At 52.5% G+C, this 22,867-nt stretch carries 9 protein-coding genes; 3 read left to right on the plus strand and 6 right to left on the minus strand.

Annotated features, from left to right (window positions below; genetic code table 11):
* Positions 1 to 456 precede the first annotated feature (456 nt).
* Positions 457 to 1,518, plus strand: coding sequence for an acyltransferase family protein (locus G598_RS0113140; RefSeq protein ID WP_026767345.1), 1,062 nt, complete (start codon positions 457 to 459; stop codon positions 1,516 to 1,518).
* Between the two features lie 114 nt (positions 1,519 to 1,632).
* Here the strand turns inward: G598_RS0113140 and G598_RS0113145 are convergent, their stop codons facing one another.
* From G598_RS0113145 to G598_RS0113155, 4 genes are all read right to left on the minus strand, one after another.
* Positions 1,633 to 2,529 carry an alpha/beta fold hydrolase gene (locus G598_RS0113145; RefSeq protein WP_245582815.1) on the minus strand — a complete coding sequence of 299 codons (897 nt, stop codon included), beginning with the start codon at positions 2,527 to 2,529 and terminating at the stop codon, positions 1,633 to 1,635.
* Positions 2,530 to 2,639: 110 nt separating this feature from the next.
* On the minus strand, positions 2,640 to 3,209 hold the full coding sequence (locus G598_RS0113150) for a sugar O-acetyltransferase (RefSeq protein WP_211221589.1): 570 nt from the start codon (positions 3,207 to 3,209) through the stop codon (positions 2,640 to 2,642).
* A gap of 53 nt (positions 3,210 to 3,262) precedes the next feature.
* The gene (locus tag G598_RS20470) at positions 3,263 to 3,337 is read right to left on the minus strand and encodes a hypothetical protein (RefSeq protein WP_419185360.1); all 75 of its coding nucleotides are present in this window, start codon (positions 3,335 to 3,337) and stop codon (positions 3,263 to 3,265) included.
* A gap of 40 nt (positions 3,338 to 3,377) precedes the next feature.
* Entirely contained in the window at positions 3,378 to 4,322 is a 945-nt protein-coding gene (locus G598_RS0113155; protein WP_037364388.1) for an alpha/beta hydrolase, read from the minus strand.
* Positions 4,323 to 4,838: 516 nt separating this feature from the next.
* Here G598_RS0113155 and G598_RS0113160 point away from each other — a divergent pair.
* Together G598_RS0113160 and G598_RS0113165 are read left to right on the plus strand one after the other, a co-directional pair.
* A complete protein-coding gene (locus G598_RS0113160; RefSeq protein ID WP_026767349.1) occupies positions 4,839 to 6,515 on the plus strand; it encodes a ShlB/FhaC/HecB family hemolysin secretion/activation protein in 1,677 nt (558 codons plus the stop codon).
* A 34-nt stretch (positions 6,516 to 6,549) separates the two neighbouring features.
* A complete protein-coding gene (locus G598_RS0113165; RefSeq protein ID WP_026767350.1) occupies positions 6,550 to 20,724 on the plus strand; it encodes a leukotoxin LktA family filamentous adhesin in 14,175 nt (4,724 codons plus the stop codon).
* Positions 20,725 to 21,050: 326 nt separating this feature from the next.
* Here G598_RS0113165 and G598_RS20080 read toward each other — a convergent pair whose 3' ends face one another.
* Positions 21,051 to 21,260: a hypothetical protein gene (locus G598_RS20080; protein ID WP_157833347.1), complete on the minus strand. Its 210-nt coding sequence runs from the start codon at positions 21,258 to 21,260 to the stop codon at positions 21,051 to 21,053.
* A 301-nt stretch (positions 21,261 to 21,561) separates the two neighbouring features.
* Positions 21,562 to 22,572 (minus strand): macro domain-containing protein, encoded by a 1,011-nt coding sequence (locus G598_RS0113180; RefSeq protein ID WP_026767351.1) that lies wholly within the window; start codon positions 22,570 to 22,572, stop codon positions 21,562 to 21,564.
* Between the last annotated feature and the right edge of the window lie 295 nt (positions 22,573 to 22,867).

A 22,867-nucleotide genomic window follows, 5' to 3' on the forward strand; every position in this document is an offset into this window, starting at 1 on the left:
CAGACCTAAGCCTAAGCGTCTTACACGATTTCCCCAAGCGTTAATTCCCGTGTGTCCCACGGTATCTGTATACTGAAAGCTTTTTATCTTTGCAGCCGCAAGGTCTTTAAATTACGGCAGGCCAGAATACATGGCCTCAACCCGCTAAGAACTGGTTGCCCCCGTAGGCCTTGGTTTTCGATTCGTCCAGTTTCTATCTTTGCAGGGCTTCTCCTTTCTTCCGTATTCTTTAGCTAAGTCTACAATTCGAGAAAGGTTAGCAGTTGTCCTGCTTCAATTACTTACGTAAATTCGCAGGACGCGGCTTATATCCCCAGAGCTAAAGCTCGGGGTTTTACGCCGCATTGGATAAAAACTGCGGAGCGATAAAGGAGATATTGATATTTATAGCGAATAGAAAAAGTTAAGATAATTTGGGATTATTATAAAATTATGTGTGTCAATGGAGGATAAATAATGAGTGAAAAAGGACGTATTGCATGGCTGGATGCAGCAAAAGGCATTGCTATTGCATCCGTGGTTGCAGCGCATTCAATTGGAGGGGAATGGTCGAATGTCTTATCCCCCATAAGGATGCCTATCTTCTTTGTGGCAGCAGGTTTCACTTTGAATCTGCAAAAATGGCAGAATCGCAAATATGACTTTTTCCGCTCACGCGTAGAGCGTCTGCTCATTCCTTATTTTTTGCTGGAACTGCTGTTCTGGCCTATTTGGTCTGTACGTGGGATGTTTCTGCCGCGTGTGGGAACAGAACTACCGCCCATCGAAGCCTTAGGCGGCATATTGGGAGGCAATTCTGTTGATCTTCCTCTTATCGCATTGTGGTTCCTTCCTTGCTTTTTCCTGGCAGAAAATATTTTCCTCTGGCTTTTCCCGGCAGATCGAGTATTGAGCATGAGGAGCGTGTTGACAGCCTTGATTCTTAGCGCTTTAGGATATAAGCTCGGCAGTGTGGAGCATCTTCCTTGGGGGTTGGATATTGCACTGTTTGCTCAGGGATTTATCCTGACCGGCAGGTGGCTCCGTGCCAAGGGGCTGGAGAACCTTTCGGGCATTTGGAGTCTGTTTTTGCCGCTTTTCCTGCTGGTGGCGCAGAGCCACGTCAATGATTATTTCAACATGGCCGCGCGCATGTATGGCAGTTATCCTTTACTTGCCTATGCCGCAGCTATCGGAGGCTCCATTCTGCTTATGCGAATCATGCAGCTTTTGGTGCATGATGCCGCATCCGACGCACACGGATGTGCTAGTGCGGACGCAGGCGCCGGACGCGCCGCTTTTGCGTCCGCCTTCCCAGCTGAGATGGGCAGGCGATCCATGGCCATTTATGTTCTGCATCCCTTCGTGCAGATTATCATCACGGATGCTTTGCTATGCACTTTCATCAATGGAGATTACGGGACAGTTTTCAACCTTTGGCAGGCGGGAATCCCCATCACTGTTTTGGGAATCCTGATTCCCGTTTATGTGTCCCGTCACTGGGCGCAAAAGCCAATTTTGCGTCATTTAGGAATATAGTTCACCACTTTACAACTTTTCTGATTGAAAAAAATATCGCGCAAATCACCCCTTTAGGGCGTGTTGAAAAAGTCTGCTTAAAAAGACTTTTTCAACACGCCCTAAAAATTCTCCTTAATTTGCCTGCAAAAATCTCAGCACATTTTCCCTAAACTTCTTGTAATATGGTCTTTCCATGACCATAGCATGACCACCACCATCAATAATTACGAGCTGAGACTTATCCCTATTGGATAGCATTGCAAATGCTTCTTTGCATAGGGCAGGGGACGCATATTGGTCTTTAGAACCGGCAATAATCAGCACAGGAACATTGATACTTTCCATAGGTATCAGCCTTACATTATCACTGACCAATAAATCCCGTCTTCCTCCGTTAGGGCTGCTGTCCCGGTCATAATGCCAAGCATTGGCAATGTAGGTATTGACCAGAAGCTCTTCTGCGATATCAAAATCGATGCTTCCATCAGCTTTTCTCTGAAAATCAGAGGCCGCACTTCCCCATGTATTGTGATGGAACGGCTCCTTAACTGCCTTTTCGCCCATGCCAACGAAAATAGGAGCATACAGCACAAGACGATGCACCAGTTCCGGGTGACGTGCAGCAAAGCGCCCGCTGGTCACAGTCCCCCAGCTCCAACCTAAAACATCCATGGAGGAAAGGTTATTTCGCGCCAAAATGCAGCGCACAGCCGCTTCTATGTCCTCTGCCGCATAATCCGAGTCCGGCATAAAACCATCCTTGACCGTCTCTGAATGGCCAAATCCTGCAATATCCAGCAGCCATACTTCATAACCATGCTTGGCAAAATATCTCGCCAAGCTGTAATCTTTATAATTGACATCGAACTCATGGGAGGAAAAAGTCACGCCATGTACGAACAGGATTGGTTTTTTCGACTGCCCATCCTGTTCTATATAGCGTTCCAAATGCAAGGCCACATGATTACGTTCTAAAGGAACTGCCTCTCTGAGGATTTCTGCCGCCTGCGCAACTGATGCATAAACCAAACTGCACAAAAAACAAATTGTCAGCAAAAACAAAAACGAGCGTTTTCCTGTCATTTTTGGCATATTCATTCTCCTTTTGTCTTGTTACTATAGAGTGTTCATGCTCCACATCATTCAAAAACATCATTTTCCAAATCACGGACTTTTTTGGCCGGTACTCCAGCCACCAATGAATTATCCGGCACATCTTTAGTAACGACAGCACCAGCCGCAATAACCACGTTATTCCCAATAGTAAGCCCCGGCATAATCGTCACATTACCGCCAATCCACACATCATTTCCAATGATGATAGGCTTTGCTATGGCACAATGCGCACGACGCTTTGCCGGGGACAACGGGTGCCCCACTGTGGCAATAAGCGTATGCGGTCCTATCATCACATTATCTCCGATTCGTACTTCTCTATTGTCGAGAATGGTCACATTATAATTGGCAAAGAAATTGTTCCCGACATGAATGTTTCCCCCATTGTCGCAATGAAAGGTGGGAAGAACCACCGGGCTTTTTCCCGCACTTCCGAAAAGTTCCCGAATTGCAGCCTCCCTTGCCGCCGTTTCTGTCATGTCTATGCCGTTGAGCTTCTGGCACCCCTTGACAGCACGGAACTTTCGTCCGCGCACTTCCGGCTCCGTGAAATCGTATTCAAGCCCCGCATCCAGTTTTTCCGCTTCTGTCACAAAAATCCCTCCTAATCCATCGATTCCAGTAAAAACTTATCAAGCAAAAGCCTTCATCTCTCCTTTCGCTCATAGAGAAGATACGGCTTGCTTTTTTCGATAAATGATTCTACATCGCGGCGCCACATGGAACGTATTTCCCGGGCGCTCTTACCGGCGCGAATGGCCTCACGGACATAGGGAATCCAAAAAGCTGAAAACAGCCTCCCAATACTCTTTTCCGGCCACTGTCATCGCATCCCCATGTCCTGCTTCTTCTACGATAAATTTGCTCTTGGGAGCAGGGCAGGCATTGTACAGCTTATCCATCATAGAAGGCGGCACCAGTTTGTCCGCCGTCCCATGGATGAACATAATCGGAACCTTGATGCCGGGAACCGCCTTTATGGGGGCAGCGTCTGACACTTTCACCCCGGTTTTAATGCCGCTTACAATGTCTACGCATGTCATAATGGGAAATTCCGGCAGGCCAAAGATAACATCCAGTTGATTTGTAAACATATCGTAGGCGCTGGTATAGCCGCAGTCCTCTATGACGGCTGCCAGTCCCGGCATTTCGTATCTGCCCGCTGCCAGCATTACCGTGGCAGCCCCCATAGATATTCCGTGCAATACAATTTCTGCATCACCATCGGATTCCTTGACTTTAGCCACCCATTTGGCAATTTCCTCGCTTTCCTTGACCCCCATGGTAATATACTGCCCTTCACTTTCCCCGGCGGCGCATAAGTCCGGCGAGAGCACGTGATAACCCTGCTTCAGATAAACCTCGGCATAATCCCGGACATAACGGTGGTCCCTGCCATAGCCATGGGCCAGTATAACCCAGCGGTGTCCCGTTTTGGCGGGCCTATAGCTTACTGCCACTACATTCCTGCCGTCCGGCATGGTCATACGCCACTCTTCCGTTGGCACCGCCGGCTCTTCCGGCATTTCCCTGCTCTTGTCAAGAATATTGACGCAGGCAGCAGGAGGCGCCAAGGGATCTGCATCGCTGCCGCGCTTCAGGGCATAATCAACAAAATAATCTCCTATGGCATAGCCTGCCGCCAAAACAGCCGCTATGAATACGATAACAACAGCTCCCCAACACTTTTTCCGATTATAGTTCATTATTAATCACCATTTTCCTATTTTTTCCAGCACTTTACAACATTTAGGCTGCAGACCATAGCTCTTTGACCAGTTGGGTAAGCGTATGTTCTGCGCATGATTTACTATCTCCATGTCCAAAACATTATATTCCTTCAATACTATTTTTACGACATAATGAAGATAATTTCCTGCTTATGTCAGAATTTTTTTATTTTTCTACATTTATATTTCATTTTACAAACTTCCCCATCTCTTTCCGTTTTCTCTATGGATATTGCTTTATAAAAAAAAGGATATGTTTGAAGAACAATAGCATGCTCAGAAAACTAATTTAACGAACAAGGGCGGCTGACATTTGACTTGTCAGCCGCCTTTGTTTAATTTTTTCCGTACTTCTGACGATATACTCTATATAACTATATTTTACTGAATAAAGTAGGAATTTTTTATATTTTGTCGAATAAAAAATATATATAACTCATTTTTTGGAACTCATCATTTTGGTTCATACTATAGATTCCGGGAGGCAGGAATATGTTCGCTATCAGGGAAAGAAAATTGACAGCTATGTTGCTGGCAGTATTGTGTATTAGTGGTGGCAGCGCTGCTATGGCAGCACCTCCGCCAATTCATGATGATGCAGGGCTGGAGATGCGCCGTCAGCGTGAGGAGGCTGAGCGTGAGCGTTTGCGTCAGCAGATGGAGGAAGACCGGAAGAAGCAGGACGAGAAGGTTCAGGGCAATACAGAAATGCCTGCCAGTACAGGGGAAGATGAAGTAAAGTTTGTCCTGAATAAAGTCACCATAGATGAATCGGCAATCATCAAGGCCGACAGATTCAACGAGATTACGGAACCTTATCTGGGCAAAGAAGTATCCCTGGCCGACCTCACCAATATCGTAGAAAAGATCAATGCCATCTACGCAGCTGAGGGCTATGCCACCTGCAAAGCATACCTGCCCCAGCAGACCATTGAAAATGGTCATGTGCATATCGCCCTGATTGAGGGCAAGACTGGGGAAGTCTCCATTTCCGGTAACAAGCATACGAAGGAGAGCTATATCCGGAACCGCCTGCCCCTGCGCAGTGGCACGGTACAGAACTTCAATGAGCTGAACAAAAAGCTCTTCCGTTTCAACGCCACCAACGATGCCAGGCTGGGCATCACAGTGAAGGCGGGGAAGGTGCCCGGTACAACGGATTATGAAATCGTGCTGCAGGAACCGAAAAACGATGTCTTCACCCTGTCAGTGGATAACAGTGGCGGCAGCAACAATGGGGAATGGCGTGAGGGATTTTACTATACGAATCGCAGCCTGTCAGGCAGACGGGACAGCCTGTCCGCCAGCTATACCCGTGCCAAGGGACTGAATTCAGTAGGTTTTAATTATGCGACTCCCGTTGGCAGGCAGGGGGCAAAACTGCTTTTCGATTACAGCACTTCCACTAACGAATTAATTGAAAGCTCTATGCGTCAGTTGAAAAGTAATGGTCATGGCTGGTATTTAGGTGCTGCCTATCTACAGCCACTAATCTTGAATCAAACTACCCGTACGGAAGCGAAGATTGGCATCTACCGGCAAAATTCCCAGACGGATATGCAGGATGGTGCCATTCCTTGGCTGGACAGCCAGGCCAACAATCTCTACCTGTCCTTTGCCATGACGAGCTATGGGAAAACCAGTGCCTTCTACCATCAGCATTACTATGGCATAGGCCATGCAAAGGCATACCAAGCCAATAACGGAACTTATGCCACGAATGATTATTCTCTCTATCGGTTGAACAGCCTGTACCAGAAAGGCTGGCAGAATGGCCATATGTTTACCGGACGCCTTAATCTGCAATGGAGCGGGGTGGACGGCCTGCCCTCGGCGGAACAGTTTTTTCTGGGAGGTCTGAACAGTGTGCGGGGGTATAAACGGGATATGGTCAGCGGCGACAATGGTATGACCTTCAGCGCAGAATACGCCATCCCGCTGAATCGCAAACGGACGGTCTCTGTCTATGGTTTTTTTGATTATGGAACCATCCTTGGCGACACCGCCTACGAAGACCATGTTTTGAAAAGTATGGGTTTAGGCCTTAGGGCCAATATCAAGCAGACGGTTTATATGGATCTTTCCATCGGATTCCCGCTGGAAAAGGATTTGAATGGCAGCCAGGTATCCAAGACAAGGGTTCACTTTGGCATGAATGCGCAATTTTAACGGATTGGAGCTGGATTGAAAGGAGCGAAATACCGTGAATAAGACATATAAAATTATCTGGAGCCATGTACGGAAATGCTATGTGGTGGTTTCCGAATATGCCAAGAGCCACGGTAAAAACAATACAAAAAGTGTCCTTGCACGAGTAACGCCGATCCTCTTCGGGGGGACGTTGCTAGCATCAACTGCCATGCCGTCATGGGCTGCGGCGCAGAATATTGAAAAAGTCAATGGGGAAAAGTTCAATAATCAGGTAAACCAAATCTATGCCGATAAGCTGGTGAATTCAACTGCCGTCAATGCCTTCAAAAACTTTGAGCTGGATGCTGGCCGGATTGCGAATATGCATATGGGCACCGCAGCGAACCCCAATGCGGCCGGGAGTCTGGTGAACTTTGTCAATAATCAGGCCAGTATCAGCGGCACGGTCAATGCGGTGAAGAACGGCGGCATTGGGGGCAATCTTTATTTTCTCTCTCCCAATGGTGTGGTTGTGAGTTCTTCTGGTATCATCAACGCAGGCAGCGTTCACCTGCTGGCTCCCTCCCAGTCAGAATACAATGCCATGGTGGGCAGCTCCGGTGTTAATGACACGGGCTTCTCCCAGCGCTGGAGCAAGATTCAGGACGGCAGCATCCCCCTTAATGCCGATGCCACCATTGCCGTCAGCGGCAAAATAAGCGCCGTGGACGGCATCGGCATCCATGCCGGCAGCGTCAATATCAAGACGGGGGCTGCGCTTACGAGTAGTGATGCGTTGGACTTTGCCAATCTGGTTAATGTTTCCGGGGCAAGTGCCGGTCTGGACGGGAATCTCAAATTGCAAAAAGCAAATAAAAGCGGCAAAATTGTGCTGGCCGCAAAGGCTGACAGCGGTACCACCAGCGACTGGACAAATATAAAACTCACGCCTGCTGTCACCGTGGCAGAGGGGGCGGCGGTCAGTGCAGCGGGGGATGTGTCTATTACTGCTGAGGCCAAGAATGAAGAAGCATTCGTGATTGGGACGGTTAAGGCCACGGTGAACGCCAACGGCGCGATTACCGGCAACAACGTCAAAATCGCCTCCAAGGCAGAAGATGTCTTTGTGACCAATGGCGGCGATCATATTGCTTCCCTGCAGAATATGTTTACCGGCAGCGGCAGTTACGACCTGTTAGGTGCCGCCGCTGATGTGCTCAGAACCCTCAGCGTGGACACGGTGGCAGCTGTCCATGATGTAAAGGCTGAGACCAATATCGGCAAAAATGCGGTTATCAAGGCCACAGGTGCCGATCCCACGGACGGAAAGGCCCTCTCCATCACGGCGGACAGCACCCTTACCGCCGGGATGGCTACCAGCCCCGACGGGATCGTGGGGGACATCCTGAATATTGTCAACGACCGCAAGATACATAGCAAGCTGCGCACAGGTGCCCAGAGCACTTCTGTGGCGGTGGGCAAGCTGGATAATGCGGCTATCGTGAACGTGGAAGGAACGCTGGAAACCACTCAGGGCGGCGTAAAGGCAGCTGCCACCGCCAATGCCTCTCCCACCATCAGCGCAGTAGACTCGCTGACTAAGACAGAAAATTCTGCCCTTATGCTCGGAGTCGGTGTACTCACAGGCACGAACACCAGCGAGACGAATCTGAAAAACAGTGCCAAACTGCGAAATATCAAAGGGGAATTTGCGGCATCGGCTAATGCCACGGAAAAAATATCCCTGAAAGCGGGCGTCAAATCCTCTAATGACAACGCCATGGCCGGGACGGCTGTGGCGGTGATGGACAATGATTCCTCGGCCAGGCTTTCCGTAGATACGGGGATCAAGGCAGGTGCAGTGAAACTTTCCTCAGACAACACCATCACGGCCAACAAGCTCACGGCGTCCAATTCCATCGGCGCATCCACGGTAAGCGGCGAGAACGTGGAGCAGAGTCTCCTTACCAGCAGCAGCAAGTACATCGGCAACCTCAAAAACTCCTTGGTGGACGGCATCTTCAGCAAGCTGGGAGGCGGCAAAACCGAGACTGCCAGCCCTCTCTTCGAGGAAGCTTCCCAACTCTTTAACGCCGGAGCCAGTGTGGCGGTGGCCAGCCAGACCAATACGGCCAGAACCATCCTGACGAAAAATGCCAATATAGAAGCGACAGGCGATGTGAAGGTCACCAGCGGCCTGAAAGCAGAAAACACCCATATGTATGCCTCCGGCTCCACGGGCAACGCTCTCCAGAAGAAAATTGATGAGAACAACAAGGAAAGCGTACAGAAGGTGAAGATTCAGGCCTCGGTGCTGGTGGCAGATATTGACAGCGAGGCGCAGGTGGAGATTGAGGACGGCACGGAGGCAAACCATGCCAGGATCAGCGGCGGCAATGTGACCCTTGCCTCAACTAGCGACTTCACCCATGCCCTGGATAATCTGCTGGACGATTTCGATACCATTGAGAAAGGAATCAAGGATCTGCAAGACACGGGTCTTTCCGAGGACTGGGCAGCACTGGCCATGGCGGTGAACAATTACCGTACGGATGTGGGAACTGTAGGTGATATTGCACCTGCCGCCATGAAGGTGCTGACGACGCTGAAGAAGTACCCGGCTGCCTTCACTTCCATCGGCCCCAAGCTTACGGCCTTTTTGAAGGTGGAAAACTATGCCAATTTCGCTGTTTCCTCCGCTACAGAGGGCGGCAGCGACAAAAATCCTTCCTATAATCCCAGCCGCGATCTGTCCAAGGACAACGCTAAGCTGGCTATCGCAGGTGCAGTGGATGTGGCTGTCACCGCTGACAGCGCCAAGGTGGCTTTGGGCAAATATGCCGCCATCAGGAGCACGGGAGCTGCGTCTATCACTGCCAATCTTGACCATCCCGATTCTTCCCTAAATGGCAATCTGGGCCTGCAGACGGGGGATCAGAATGCCATCGGCGGCGTAGTATCTGTCTTTAACGCTGAACGCCATGGGGAAATCACCGTGGCAGAAGGGGCAGACCTTGAGGGGAGCACTCTGTCCCTGAATGCCATCAGCAATACCAATCATGTGGATCTGGCAACGGGCGCCAGCATAGGCGGCGATACCGGCGTCAAGGGCATGGTGACCTATGTGGCAGGGGACAATACGGCAAAAGTGGATATCGCGGACAATACGAAGCTCGCCTCTGCCGGAGCCATGTCTGTCACCGCCGACAACACGGCTGCCCTCACCAATATCGCCGGTTCCTTCGGCTTTGGAGCTGCCACCGGGGTAGGGGCCTCTGTGGCCGTGAACGATATGGAAGTGGACAGCATTGTAAAGGTGGGCAAGGCCACCATAAATGCAGGCAGTCTGAAGGCCGACTCCCAGCTGGATGGCACCATCAATTCCGTGGCTGTAGCCGGTGGCATCGCCGCAGCCTCGGACGATGATGAGGCCGGTGGCATCGCCAAGCTCACGGCCAAACTGATGAACACGAAAAACAAAGTGGCCAACGTCTGGCGCAGCGCCAATGACAAAATCAATAAGATTGTGCCGGAAACCGTAAGAAAGGCTGCTGACATCAAAGAGAACAAGAAACTCAAGACCGATAACGTGGCCAAGAACCCCACGGCTAACAAGAAACTGCCCGAGATCAGCATCGCCGGGGCAGGCAGCGTGGCCCTGAACCTTTTGGACAGAACCACCCATACCATTATTGATGGGGCAAATATCAGCCTGAACGGAAGTGACAGGAAAGCTGCCTTGTCGGCCAAGGATTCTGGCTTTACCGGGGCCTGGGCCGGTGCGGCGGGAATTACATTCAACACGCGAAAGCTGGGCGGCGACAACGAGAACAGCACGAACGTAGGTGTCGCAGGTTCCGTTGGCTGGACGGCGCTGGACACGGATACCGTTTCCGCCATCCGCAACAGCAAGATCATCGGTGCCTCTGCCATCACCAATGAGGCAGAGCGCAGCGGGGCTATGGTTTCGGCAGGCCTGGGCATGGCTCTGGCCACCTCCGGGGATGCCAAGGGCGGCTCCAGCTATACAGGGGCGGCCTCTGTCTCTGTGGCCGATATCGACAACATCCTGAAGGCAGAGCTTGCCAATAACACGGTTACGAATAGTGGCAGTGTCACGAACACGGTGACGGATTCTGATACGTTGGTAACTGGTGGCGTAAACGCTTCCATTGCTGCCGGCAAGTCCAAGAGTGCCGCCGTAGGGGGCAGCGTGGTATATAACCGCATAGATAATCAAATGGATGCCCTGATCACCGGGGGCAGCTATGCCCTGACGGGGGATCTTACCAACAAAATAAGTACCGGCATTACCGAAGTCGGGGGAGCCGTGGGCCTGGCTCTTGCCACCTCCTCCGGCAGCGGGGGGAAGTCCTATGGCTTTGAAGGGGCTGTGGCCTATAATGGTCTTACCAATACAGCCAATGCTATCTTGGATGGTGCTGCCATCACGGCCAGAAATGTGACCGTGGATGCCCGGGATACCAAGGACCTTTCCAAGCAATATGATACCTACATCAATGAGCGTGGCCTCGATGCCACGGGCAAAACCTATGCGGAAGCCATCGAAGATGCTCTCGACGATGAAGGCAAGGCCAATATCTCCTCAGAAGGTGGCAACATCATCGTGGGGGCAGCCCTGTCTGCGGCTGCATCTCTGGGCGAAAGCGGCTCGGCTGCAGTGGATGCGGCTCTTTCCATCAGCGAGGTGGATAATGATTTCACGGCCGCTATCAAAAATGGCAGTAAAATCACGGGCAGTGGTCTCTTAAATGTCAAGGCGGACAGCAAGACGCTGGCCATCGGCGCAGCTGCCGGGGGTGGCGGCACTTCTGATGGTTTCGGCGGCGCCGGTTCCTTCAGCTGGCAGACAGACAACAATGATGTGACGGCAGAAATCAGCGGCTCTGAGGTCAAGGGCGTGAGCGGCAGCATTGTCAATGCCAATACCGCCGCCAAGGATATCAATGTGGCGGGCCAGGTGGCCGTGGGCAATGTAGCGGTGGGCCTGGCGGGTGCCTACAACCGTTTGGAAAACACTACCGGCGCCTATGTAAAGAATTCCCAGTTTGCAGATGATACCGCCAAGACCATTGCCATCGGTGCCCGGAATGAAGGCCGGGTTTATGCCGTGACTGCAGGTGTGGCCGCTTCCCGGGAAAAACTGGCGGCTAATGGTGCCGTAGCCGTGAACAGCGGTGCGGATAATATCAAGGCCGAACTTTCCAACGGTACGGTGAAGAATGCCACCAGTATTTCCGTAGCCTCCGAAGATGATACGAAGAAACTGGCGGTAGCCGGCGGCTTTACCCTGTCCCAGGGGACGGCCATTGGCGGTGCTGTGGCTTATAATGCCATTGGCGATACTGATCGTCAGATAAACAGCGCTATAATCAATGGCACCACCATTGACCATAATACCTCCAAGATAAATGTCACGGCTGCCGATACATCCGGCCTGACCACCATTGGTTTTGGCGTGGGTCTGGCTAATGGTTCGCCGGCTGTGAACGGTGCGGCAGCGGTAGGGCTGAAGTCTGCCGATGTGACCGCTGAAGTGGCCGGCACGAATATCAAGAACTCCACCGGCAATCTCAATGTGAAAGCCAGCACCACTGACGATTTCAGCACCAATGCCGCCGTGGCCGCCGTGGGCGAGTCCGCCGCTATTGGTGTGGGCGTGGGCGTCACCCGTGACGAAACCCATACTACGGCCAGATTCTCCGGCGGCAGCTTCACCGGCAATGGTTTTGACCTGGGTTCTGTCAGCCATGCGGACATCACCACCGTGGGCGTTGGTGGCGGCGTAAATTACGGCAGCGGTCTGGGCATGGCTGGTTCGGCAACCATAAACCTTATCGACACGGAGACGAAGGCTCTCGTGCAGAACGGCGCCAATATCAGCGCCAAATCCCCGGCAATTACTGCCATCAGCGATGAGAAGATTGCCAATTATGTAGGCGCACTTTCCATATCGTCTCAGGGCGCAGCCATCGGGGCTTCTGTCAGTGTCAATGAGATCGACAGCGAAACGGAAGCCGCTGTTGAGGGTGCGGCGACGAAGGTCAGCTCCACCGGTTCCGCTACCCATGAAGTAAACGATACCGTAAAGGACAGCGATATCCTGAATGATTTCGTGGACAAGGATGCCTTTGCCTCCGCAAAGAGCCTGAAGGATGCCAGAACGGCGGCGAAATATGACGGGCTGCTTGTGGACGCCTCGGGGACGCATACGATGAAGTCGTTCCTGGTGAACGCAGGCGGCACGGGTACCGGCGCGGCAGTTAACGGTACGGTGAACGTGAACACGATTGGCGGCTCCACCAAGGCTCGCATCACGGATGCCAAGGTGAACAATGCTTCTGCCAATAAGAGCAATGTGAATGTCATCGCCCATGACTATGCCAACAGTGCAGGGCTGGTAGGCACGGCCAATCTGGCCATTGAAGGCGCAGCAGTGGGCCTGGGTTCCGATACGAACAAGGTCACGCGTACAACGGAGGCCGCCATCGTCGGCCCATCGTCAAAATACGATATGTATGCAAACAATGTGACCATCGAGGCAAAATCCCGGCAGGGCATCTCGTCGCTTGCGGCGGGCGGCTCCATCGCGGCAGAGGGGGCGGGCGTCTCCGCCGCCACCGGCGTGACGCTGCTTGACGGCGCGACGAATGCGTTCCTTAAAAACGTGAACATCCGGAACGCCCACGATATTATCGTGTCGGCGGACCATCTCTCGCGGGCCCACGTCTTTGGTGTGGTGTTCGGGGGCGCGGGCATCGGCGCGGGCGTCGGCATCGCCGTCGGCTACGTCGATGACAGGAGCGTCACCGAGGCGACCGCCGGGAACATCGGCGTGAGCTTCGACGGGAACAAGAAATACAACTTTGACGTTAAGGCGAAGAATAAACTGAAACTCGCCTACACGGAAACCGGCATCGGCGGCGCGGGGCTTGGCGCGGGCGTCGCTGGCTCCATCGGCGTCTCGGAGTCGAACAGCACGACGGAAGCGAATCTTGTGAACAGCACGGTGGGCGCTACGTCGGCCCGTGCGAAGAGCGCAAGCGTCGCCGCTGAAAACGAGATGACCCTCACCCAAAGGGCGGGCGTGGGCTCCGCCGGGGCTGCGGGCGTCGGCGTGGGCGTCTCGGTGAACAAGCTGGACAGCGCCACGAACGTAAACATCGAGAACAGCAAGGTCTACGCGAACGGGATCGCCGCGACGGCGAGTGACAGCAAGGATGTGGACCAGATGGCGGCCAACGCCGGGGTCGGGGGCGCGGCCATCGGCCTGAACGTGATGGTCACCAACGTGGGCAAGGACATCCTGGCAAGCTACGACGCGGGTCAAGGCAATACGATGAACCTGGAGGACGTCTTCTCCGACGTGAACGGCGCCATGAAGGCGGGGAACCTTTCTGAACAGGAAAGCCACGGCGTGGCGGGAAACGGCGGCAACGCGCTCACGAATACGAGGAGTGCCGTCACCCGCGCCGCGAAGGCGCAAAGCTCCGCTTCGGGTATTAATGTGACGGGCAGTACCCTGGATTCGGCGGGGAATGTGGCCCTTGAGGCAGATGCCAAGACCAATGCCGAGATGAAGAGCGTAGCTGCCACGGCAGGGGGAAGTGCGGCCGTCAGCGGCACGGTGGCTATGCTGGATGTGGCAGGCAACTCCGTAGGAGAAGTCCGCAATTCCACCATAACGGCTAATGCCGGTGATATCACCATTGACACTCATCAGGGCGGCCTTTCCACTCTGGAAGTCAAGCAGGGAGCCCTCAGCGGCACATTGTCCCTCTCGGGCGCCTATGGCAAGGTCAGCAAGAGCGGCCTTACGGATCTGCAGCTTTCCGGCAATACCATGAATGCTAAAAATCTTTCCATTGGTGCCAGTGATGAAAGCCGGGCCAAAATTGACGCCTTGGGCGCATCCGGGGCCATCGCCGGTTCCGTGAATGTCCTGATTGGCGAGGTGGAAAACAAGGGCAAGGTATCCGTGGCCCTGCAGGGCGGCAACACCCTGAAAACCTCGGATAAACTGCTGGTGGCCTCTTCCCGCGGGCCGGAAAAGGATGGCCAGAAAACCGCTGAGGTAACCACCCAGGCTGTTTCCGCTGCTATTGGTGTAGCCGGTACGGGCATCTCTGCCACGGCTCATGACGCCAGCGAGACAGCTGTCACCCTGAATACAGTCAAGAACAAGAATGCCAACAGCCTGAGTGCAGGCACCATCGGTATTACTGCTCTGAACTCCCCCAATGTAAAAACGGAGACCAAGTCTGCCGCCGCGTCCCTGTTGGTCAGCGGTGACGTAACGGTGGCAGATTCCTCTGCCGGGACGAAGTCTGCCCCGATTAAGAGCACCGTGGATATCGGCGATGGCACCAGCCTTTTGGCCGATGAGACGGAAATCCTCGCCCAGAACGAAATCGGTCTTACCACCGACATGAAGGGACTGGGCATCTCCGGCTATGTGGCGGCCCAGGTCAATACCGGCCGGGCAGATGCTTATGGTAATTCTCAGATTAACCTTGGTAAAGTAAATGTTCAGGAACGTGGCATTCTGATGGCCATGAGCAATACCAATGTGACCAAGGATATCAAGGCGGCTGGTGTCAGCGCCGCCGGACTGGTGGCTTCCGGCACTAACGTAGCCAAAAGCGACAGTGTGCTGAACTCTGCCATCAATGCCAATGGCACCAATGACAAACAGCTGCAAATCGCCCTGCTTCTGAGCACGGCCTCCGAGGACAATACGGCCAGAGCTGACGGGGACGGCGGCGCAGCAGTGGATATCTCCCCTTATGCCGCCAAGCTGGAAAACAGCCTGACCACCAATACCAGGACCAATGTCAGTGGTAACTGGAATACTTCCCTCTTTACCGCAGGGGCAGAACTTACGGATAAGCATGATTTCACCACTGATGCCATCCGTGCCGCTATTGCCGGTGGCAGCGGCGTGGGTATCACCAATACGGCGACGCACACCACGGCCATCAATGTGAATAATGCCAATATCAAGAGCAATTTCACTCAGGGCTACAATGCCGACAACAATATTGACTACAAGGATACCCAGAAGGCCGGCAGCTATGGCGGCGTCACGGGCAGCGACTCTGCCGTGAAGAATACCATCAATGCCACTGCCGATGTGAACATCACCGGCGGCACCCTCAAAGGGGTGGATGTATCCTCTCTGCGGGCCCAGGCCAAGACCGACAGCAAGATTGTAAGCAAGAACAATGTGGAAGGGGCAGGTGTTGTCCAGATCCTGGTGGGAAGCAGTGACAGCGATACCTCCTTTACCGACCGGGTTACGGTGAAGGATGCCAGCCTTTCCACGGAAAGTGGCGATATCTCCCTGGCTGCCACCAGCGATATTGACCATGACCTGGAAGCAGAATCCGTAGATGAAGGCGGCGCCTCCGGCGTTACCACGGTAAAGAACACGAACAAGCTCACCCGTCGGGACAAGGTGAACCTCGAAGGCATCACAAGGATTGACAGCGGCCATGACCTGATGCTGCTTGCCGGGGCAGACCAGAACAAGACGCCATCCAACCTGCGTCTTCTGACCTATGCCAATGCCCATAATGCCACCTTTATCCCCGCTGAGACTTCGCCTACGATCAATGAGACGTTGACTCTTGACCGGGGCGTGACGGTGGGAAGTAGTGCCAGGACTACCTCTGTCCGCCATACCTATCTCAGGGCGGATGAGGGGACGGCCTACATCGAGGAATCGGCCCGTCAGTTCAAGATTTGGGGGGACGGCGAGACCGGCACCCGGCGGCTCACTTCCACCGCCCTTGGCGATAGCGACGTTTCTCAGAATAAGACCGCCAAGGTGGAGGTGAAAGCGGCGGTCATGTCCAATACGGTCAAGGCCGGTATCCATAATGCATTGAATATCGACATCATTGGCGACTTTAAGCGTACCGGCACCGATGAAAACGCCACCATCGACGCCAGCGGCGTGAAGGTGACATCGAGGAATGACTGGTTCGATGTTGAAAACGCCGTGAAGTCCGTCACGGTCAAAAATCCCTACATTGACCGCTTTAACGAACTGCAACACGCCAAGGTCGAATACAACCCCAATAGCGCTGAGTACAAGAACCTGGAGCGCGCCGAGGAAAGCCTTTTCCGTACCATGGAAGAAGCGGGCTTCATCTACAAGGATGCCGACGGGAACACCGCCATCCTCACCGAGGTACCCCTGCCGGCGATTGAGCTTGCCAATATCAGCGTCTCCGGCGGCAATATCTATATCGATGCGGCGACCGTTGAGGGAGAAGATAATATGTTGGCGAAGGGCTCACCGTATATAGCTTTAGCTAACAAGGGCAATGCGACGTTGCTTCTTAATGACATTAAAATCGAGGACGGAGGCGGACGCATCTACCACAACGATAACCTCATACGAGACGAAGCCGGCGATTCGCACATAACGATCAACTCTGAGGGCGTCGCAGACAAAGACGGCGTTTCGCAGCCCGATATATTTATGAAGGGGAACATCGAAAACCTCTCCGGCGCTGTCAACATCACCAACAAATACGGGGATATCGAGATCACCGGCTCCGTAAACGGGCGTACTGTCAACATTAAATCGGAAAACGGGGCGATAAACCTCAATAATCCCGAAGGGTTTATCAATGTCGGCGGCGACCCCCTCTTGAAGTATCAGTTCGACCAAAAGACGGCGGAAAAGATCCAGCGGAAAATCTCGGATTTGGCCGCCCGGGGACAGACAACGCTGATATTCAAGACTTACGATGAGTATAAGAAATGGCTCAAAAACGTTGTGGGCCTCTCCGATGCGGAGATGAAATACGCCGTAGACGAGAAGGCGGGCTATGTCGCGGGGGGAGATATCAGCATCACCGCCAAGGACGTAAATATCAACGGGCTGATCCAGAGCGGCTACACCAGCTATGCCAACACCGTCACGGCGGCGGATTTGGCGAAGATCGCAGCCCCTTCGGCGGGGACGAAGCTGGCCGACGCTGACGTGATTGGGAACGAGAAATACCTGGTGGGAAAGAGCGGGACAGTCTGGAATAGCTCCACGAAGATGTTTGACTATTATCTGCCGCTCTATTACAATCCCGTCACGCAGCACCTCTTGACAGGCGATATCGACGTGCGCGGCGGGCGCGTGAACATCGCCGGGAACATCTACAGCACCGGGAACGGGCGCATCGTGGCGGCCGACGGCCCTGCGGACATCTCCCTCAATGCCAGCGGCGCAGGCGCTGACCTCTATGTGGGGCGCATTGCGAACAACGACCGGAAGGGCTATATCCAAATTAACGGCTCTTCCGAGACAGAACCGGAGTTCAGACCCTCAGGGGGGCGCACGATCCTCAGTTGGACGGGCGGCACCAGCGGCCAGACCGTCAAGGATTATTCTTACAAGAAATATTACGCCTCGCTCTTTGGCATCACCAAGCTCTGGAGCACCGGCTCCACCCAGTCAATCATCGACAGTATCGGCTCGGATTACTACAGCATTACCCCGACTATCCGTGCCTCCGCCAACGGCATGATGGAAAAGGGCGTGGTATTTGATCTGGCGGGAAACTACAATACCTTGTTCGACAGCAGTAAGTCTGACATTTATAATTTCGGCACCGACATAGGCAAGGCACTGGTCTATGACAGAAACTATCCAAACGACACCGGGCAGGGCCTGGTGATAAAGAGCAATGTCTATAATACCGGGGGCAAGCAGCTCGGCAAGGTCAACGCTTCCAGCATGACCTATACGAACTGGTTGCATACGAAAGGCTATGTCACCTACAGTTGGACGGAGACGCAGGGAAATACCACCTCCAGCTCCACCTATGTGAATGCGTCCAGCCCGATAAGCATTGCCTTCCCCAAGGCGAAGAAGGGCGGCGCCATCGACATCACGGGAGGAAAGAGCGTTTACTTCACCGGCAACGTGGAGAGCACATCGCAGCTGCGCAAAGGAGAAACTGACAAGACCTCCGTAAACGTCAGTGCGACGGGCGAAGTAAAGACGCTGGGCAGTGCCAGAATCCTTACGGACAGTCTCAACGCCAGCGGCAAGTCCATCGACCTCGCCCACGGCGCTATAAGCGAGGCGGCTACGGTCAGCCTTACAGCAAAGGGCGGGAATATCGCCTTTGCCTCCGACAAGGGCGACCTTAAGATTAAAAACGTCGTCATCAACAATGTGCCGGACAACGGAAAAATCAATCTTACCGCTGACGGCAGTATCGTAAACGCTGCGGCGTCCTCTCTTATATCTGCCCCGGCCATCACCCTTACCAGTGTGAATGGCGGTATTGGCACTACGGCCAGTCCCCTGCAGGTTAAGGCAGGAAGCACGGTCACTTCGTCGAATCTCAAGAACTCCAGCCTCACCGTCACGGCCAGAAACGATATCAACATGGTGCAGACCGAGGGAGATATGCGTCTGGCTAGGATTGAGAGCAAGGAAGGTGATGTATCACTTGAAGCGAAAAAAGGCAGCATCGTGGATGCCAATGGCGGCGTAGACACCATCGACTCCTCGGCAGAAGACAGGATTGCCCGTTGGAAAGAACTGGGCATGATTTCCGATGCTGATGGCGATGACAGCCGTACGGCTGCAGCAAAAGCCTCCAAGGAAAGGAAGCTGTCCGCCATCGAAGGCCGTTTCAAACAGCTGGCGTCTACTGAAAAGAATGGTGCCCTTACGCTGAATGCTTCACGGGTTACGGCTTACAAATCTGCCGCTGCCGCTTATGCCAAGGATGCGGGTATTGTCAAGGCCAAACAGGAATACATCTCCGCCATGCAGGCAGCTGCCACCGATGCAGCCAGAGATGCAGCCCGGGCGAGACTCCAGGCGGCCAAGGATGCCTACTTTAAGGGCAAGGGCTTCTCAGCCGATGAGCAGAAAGCCATTGCCGATTACGGCGACCTTTCTGTCAGCGAGAACTACGGCTGGAGCAAGAATGAACTGCTCTACGCCATTCAGGATGGTATCGTCAACGCAAAGCCCGGCACCATTGATATCGTGAACAACCCCAATGTCATCGGCAAAAACATTATCCTGACGGCAAAAAATGGTGGTATCGGCTATGATGAGGCGGCAGTCTACATCAGGAATGTTGACCTTACCAAGGCGGCCAACATGAAGCTGCTGGCCAGCGCCAAGGCTGGCGACCTCACCTGGGATGCGAACGGCGTCACCATCAGGCGGCAGGTACCCGTCACCCTCAAAATAAGGGACGGCGGCACCGTACAGCTTACGGGCAAGACTAATGTCTATGTCAGCGCCACAGAAGATTCCGCCCTGAACATCAAGGGAGGAATCGACACCGATGGAGACATTCGCCTCTCCGCAGGCAAGGGCGTAACCATTGCCGATGGCACACAGCTTCGTGGCAAGAACCTCACCATCTTCTCCGGCACAGGCAATATCGGCGCCAAGGATAAATTCCTGGAGATTATGCTCAACGGCTGGCTCATGGCCAACAGCAGCAACTCCATCTATGTCCACCAGAATGGCAAGATGCCCCTGACGTTGCTCTCAGTAGCTGCAGGCATGGATGCATATCTGCATGCTGACAACGGCATCCGCATGTACAACGGCTATGGCATGGATATGGGCTATATCCGGGCAGGCCGCATGATAGATCTCTATGCGAAGCATGGTGACATCGCAGGCATACGGGTGTTGGCGACCGACGCCATCGTGAACGCAAATGCGCCGGAAGGCAAGGTCAGTCTCGTTAATATTGGTGGAGAGTTAAAGGTTGGTGTAGTTGTTGATGCCAATACTGCGGCTGAAAAGAAAAAGGCAATGGAAGCCATGCAGAAGGCAGCAGAAAAACAGTCAGAGGCGTATAAGACAGATGTTGATGTTATTTGGGCTGAAGCCTGCAAAGGACTTACAGATACATCTAAAGTAGGATATTGGTTTTATCAGTATCTGGTTGGGAAATATGAAGGCGGCTACAACGATAGGAGGCTCAGCACGAATAGAAACAAAATCAACAGTATAATGGCTGAGTTATTGGCCGACAAAGGCTATACCACAGAGGAGATAAATTGCCTGAGGCAATATGTCGAGCTTATACTGTTGGAGAAACCAGCGCCTGGAACGACCACCATTAAGAATAAGCCAGATGCCCAAACTATTGCAGCGAAAAAAGCTAAACTGGATAAACAGCTTGAATCCCTCGCAATGACGAGATTCGAGGCAGAAATGCAGGCACATACCTGACGGAAGGCTATTTCATGAAAGGCGAACCCAGACTATAATCGTAACACCAAACCACAGGCAAAGGAGGCTGTGAGCCAAGTCCCTCCCCGGACATCCCTCACAGCCCCTGATAAGCAAACTCGGCAGGCGCACCCCGCCTGCCTTTTCTTTGCCCATTTTTATTTATTCGTCACCTCTCATCATCCATGTAGCAAAGTCTCCTTTCCTTGTAGCATAACCACAGTATTATTATATCACGGAACCCCAATGATCCCCGCGTAAGCGGGGCGATTTTGGAAAAGGCCACCAGCTGCCGCGCTTGGCGCGGTGGCTGGTGGCTTTCCTCATTACTTCATCATGGCGTGAACTTCGTCCATGAGTTCCTGCCGTGTATTGTATATATAATCAATGATGTTGTGAACTTCGTCCAGCTTCAAGCCTCTTTCCTCGCCTTCATCCGTGAAGCCAGTAAAAAGGAGGTTGTTGCAAAGTATGGTTTTGATACAGGAAGTGAAAGGCTTTGCCGGCAGGACACCGAAGTATGCCTTCCTCGTCAATCTTGAAATTTACGGTGCGAAAAGGGGCATTCAAAGGCGGTTATCTGACTTGGTTTTAGTCAGATGACATTGTAGACGTCGTTACTTATGACCTCGAGGACTTGATTGATGACATTTTCTGACTGGCAAAATTCAAAAAATAAACACGAGTGGGAAGTCCTTTTTCTTTATATTATTCCACTCATAAACAGAACCTACGATATCGCCAACAATTGCACCTAACATTGCGACCACTCCTTTCCTTGATAATTCTATTCTAGCAAAAGCATCGGTTAGCGTGGTCGCTTATCATGCGACAATTTCAGCAGCCTAGAAGAGGTTGTTGGAAAGCAAACAGAGTTTCATTGATTGTGAAGATATCGTACTCCTTCCGTTGGATGAAATACTCAACAATTATATCAGCCTTGCTACTGCGTGATAGAGCATAACCTGCCCTTCCAATAAAATCCTTTGTTTCATCCAAGTTCAACTCCAGCGCTACTGCAAAAGCTAATGCTGTAGCCTTGCTTGGCTTGTAGGCAGGATTGTTACGGATTTTCGAGAATAGTTTGCGGTCAACATTGGCTCGCTTATAAACTTCCGGGTCTTTTTTTCCCTTGCTATCGATGAGTCTAAGTAGTGCCTCGGAGAAGGTATCGTCAACCTCATCTAGCAAATCTTCCAGCGAACGTTCTTTTGATTTACCTATCCACTGAGGGATATTGAGAAATGAATCTTCTTCTGCCGCTTCAAAAATCGTACGCCTTTCCCGCATATCCCCGCGGTATTCCTCATCCAGCAACTCTTCGATGTATCTTTCATCAATGAAACTCTGCACCTTCTCGAACAGGCTGCTGGAAATTTTGAATGCCTTATGTTCAAACACCACCAGATATATATCCATATCATGGTCAACCAGGAAATCCCGGATTGCTTGAGTTGCCACGGTTATGGCAATCTCTGATGGGCAGCCGAATACACCTGCCGAGATAAGGGGGAATGCCACTGATGAGCAATGATTCTCTGCTGCCAGCTTCAGGGAGTTTGCATAGCAAGCAGCTAACTTTTCCCTTTCACCATGTTCCCCATCCTGCCATACCGGCCCCACTGTATGGATGACAAATCTGGCATGGAGATTATAGGCGGGACTAATTTCTGCTTTGCCTGTAGTAATATCACCGATTTTCTTCCGTGCCGCCAGTAACTCTGCCCCAGCGGCCTTGTGTATTGCTCTATCAACGCCACCTCCCACTATTGGGCGAGTATTAGCAGTATTAACTATAGCATCCACCTGCATTTTCGTTATATCATTACGGACAATTTCTAATGACATGATTTACATCACTCCCTTGAATTTAATCTACCAAAACCAGTTTCAAGGTAACGATTAAACTGCTACTTGCAATACTTTTCCTTTTCGCTCCCTCTCCTTAAACTCCTGCCTTCTTTACTATGTTTGCTTCCTTTGTAATCTCTCCTTGACACTCCCCATGCGTAAACGCAGGGGATTCTTGGTTCGCTGAACACTGCGGTTTGACCGTAGCCAGACTGACTTACACGTTCTCCCCAAGCGTGAATTCCCGTGTGCCCCACGGTACTGATTTATATTAGGCAACCTGTTTTTGTTC

Origin of the sequence: Selenomonas ruminantium subsp. ruminantium ATCC 12561 (assembly GCF_000424065.1) — a bacterium.
In the GTDB taxonomy this organism is placed as follows: domain Bacteria; phylum Bacillota; class Negativicutes; order Selenomonadales; family Selenomonadaceae; genus Selenomonas_A; species Selenomonas_A ruminantium.

What these genes read in the sequence shown, in the direction of transcription:
- G598_RS0113140 (WP_026767345.1), top strand. Translation starts at nt 457, where the DNA reads ATGAGTGAAAAAGGACGTATTGCATGGCTGGATGCAGCAAAAGGCATT.
- G598_RS0113180 (WP_026767351.1), bottom strand. Translation starts at nt 22,572, where the DNA reads ATGTCATTAGAAATTGTCCGTAATGATATAACGAAAATGCAGGTGGAT.
- G598_RS0113155 (WP_037364388.1), bottom strand. Translation starts at nt 4,322, where the DNA reads ATGAACTATAATCGGAAAAAGTGTTGGGGAGCTGTTGTTATCGTATTC.
- G598_RS0113160 (WP_026767349.1), top strand. Translation starts at nt 4,839, where the DNA reads ATGTTCGCTATCAGGGAAAGAAAATTGACAGCTATGTTGCTGGCAGTA.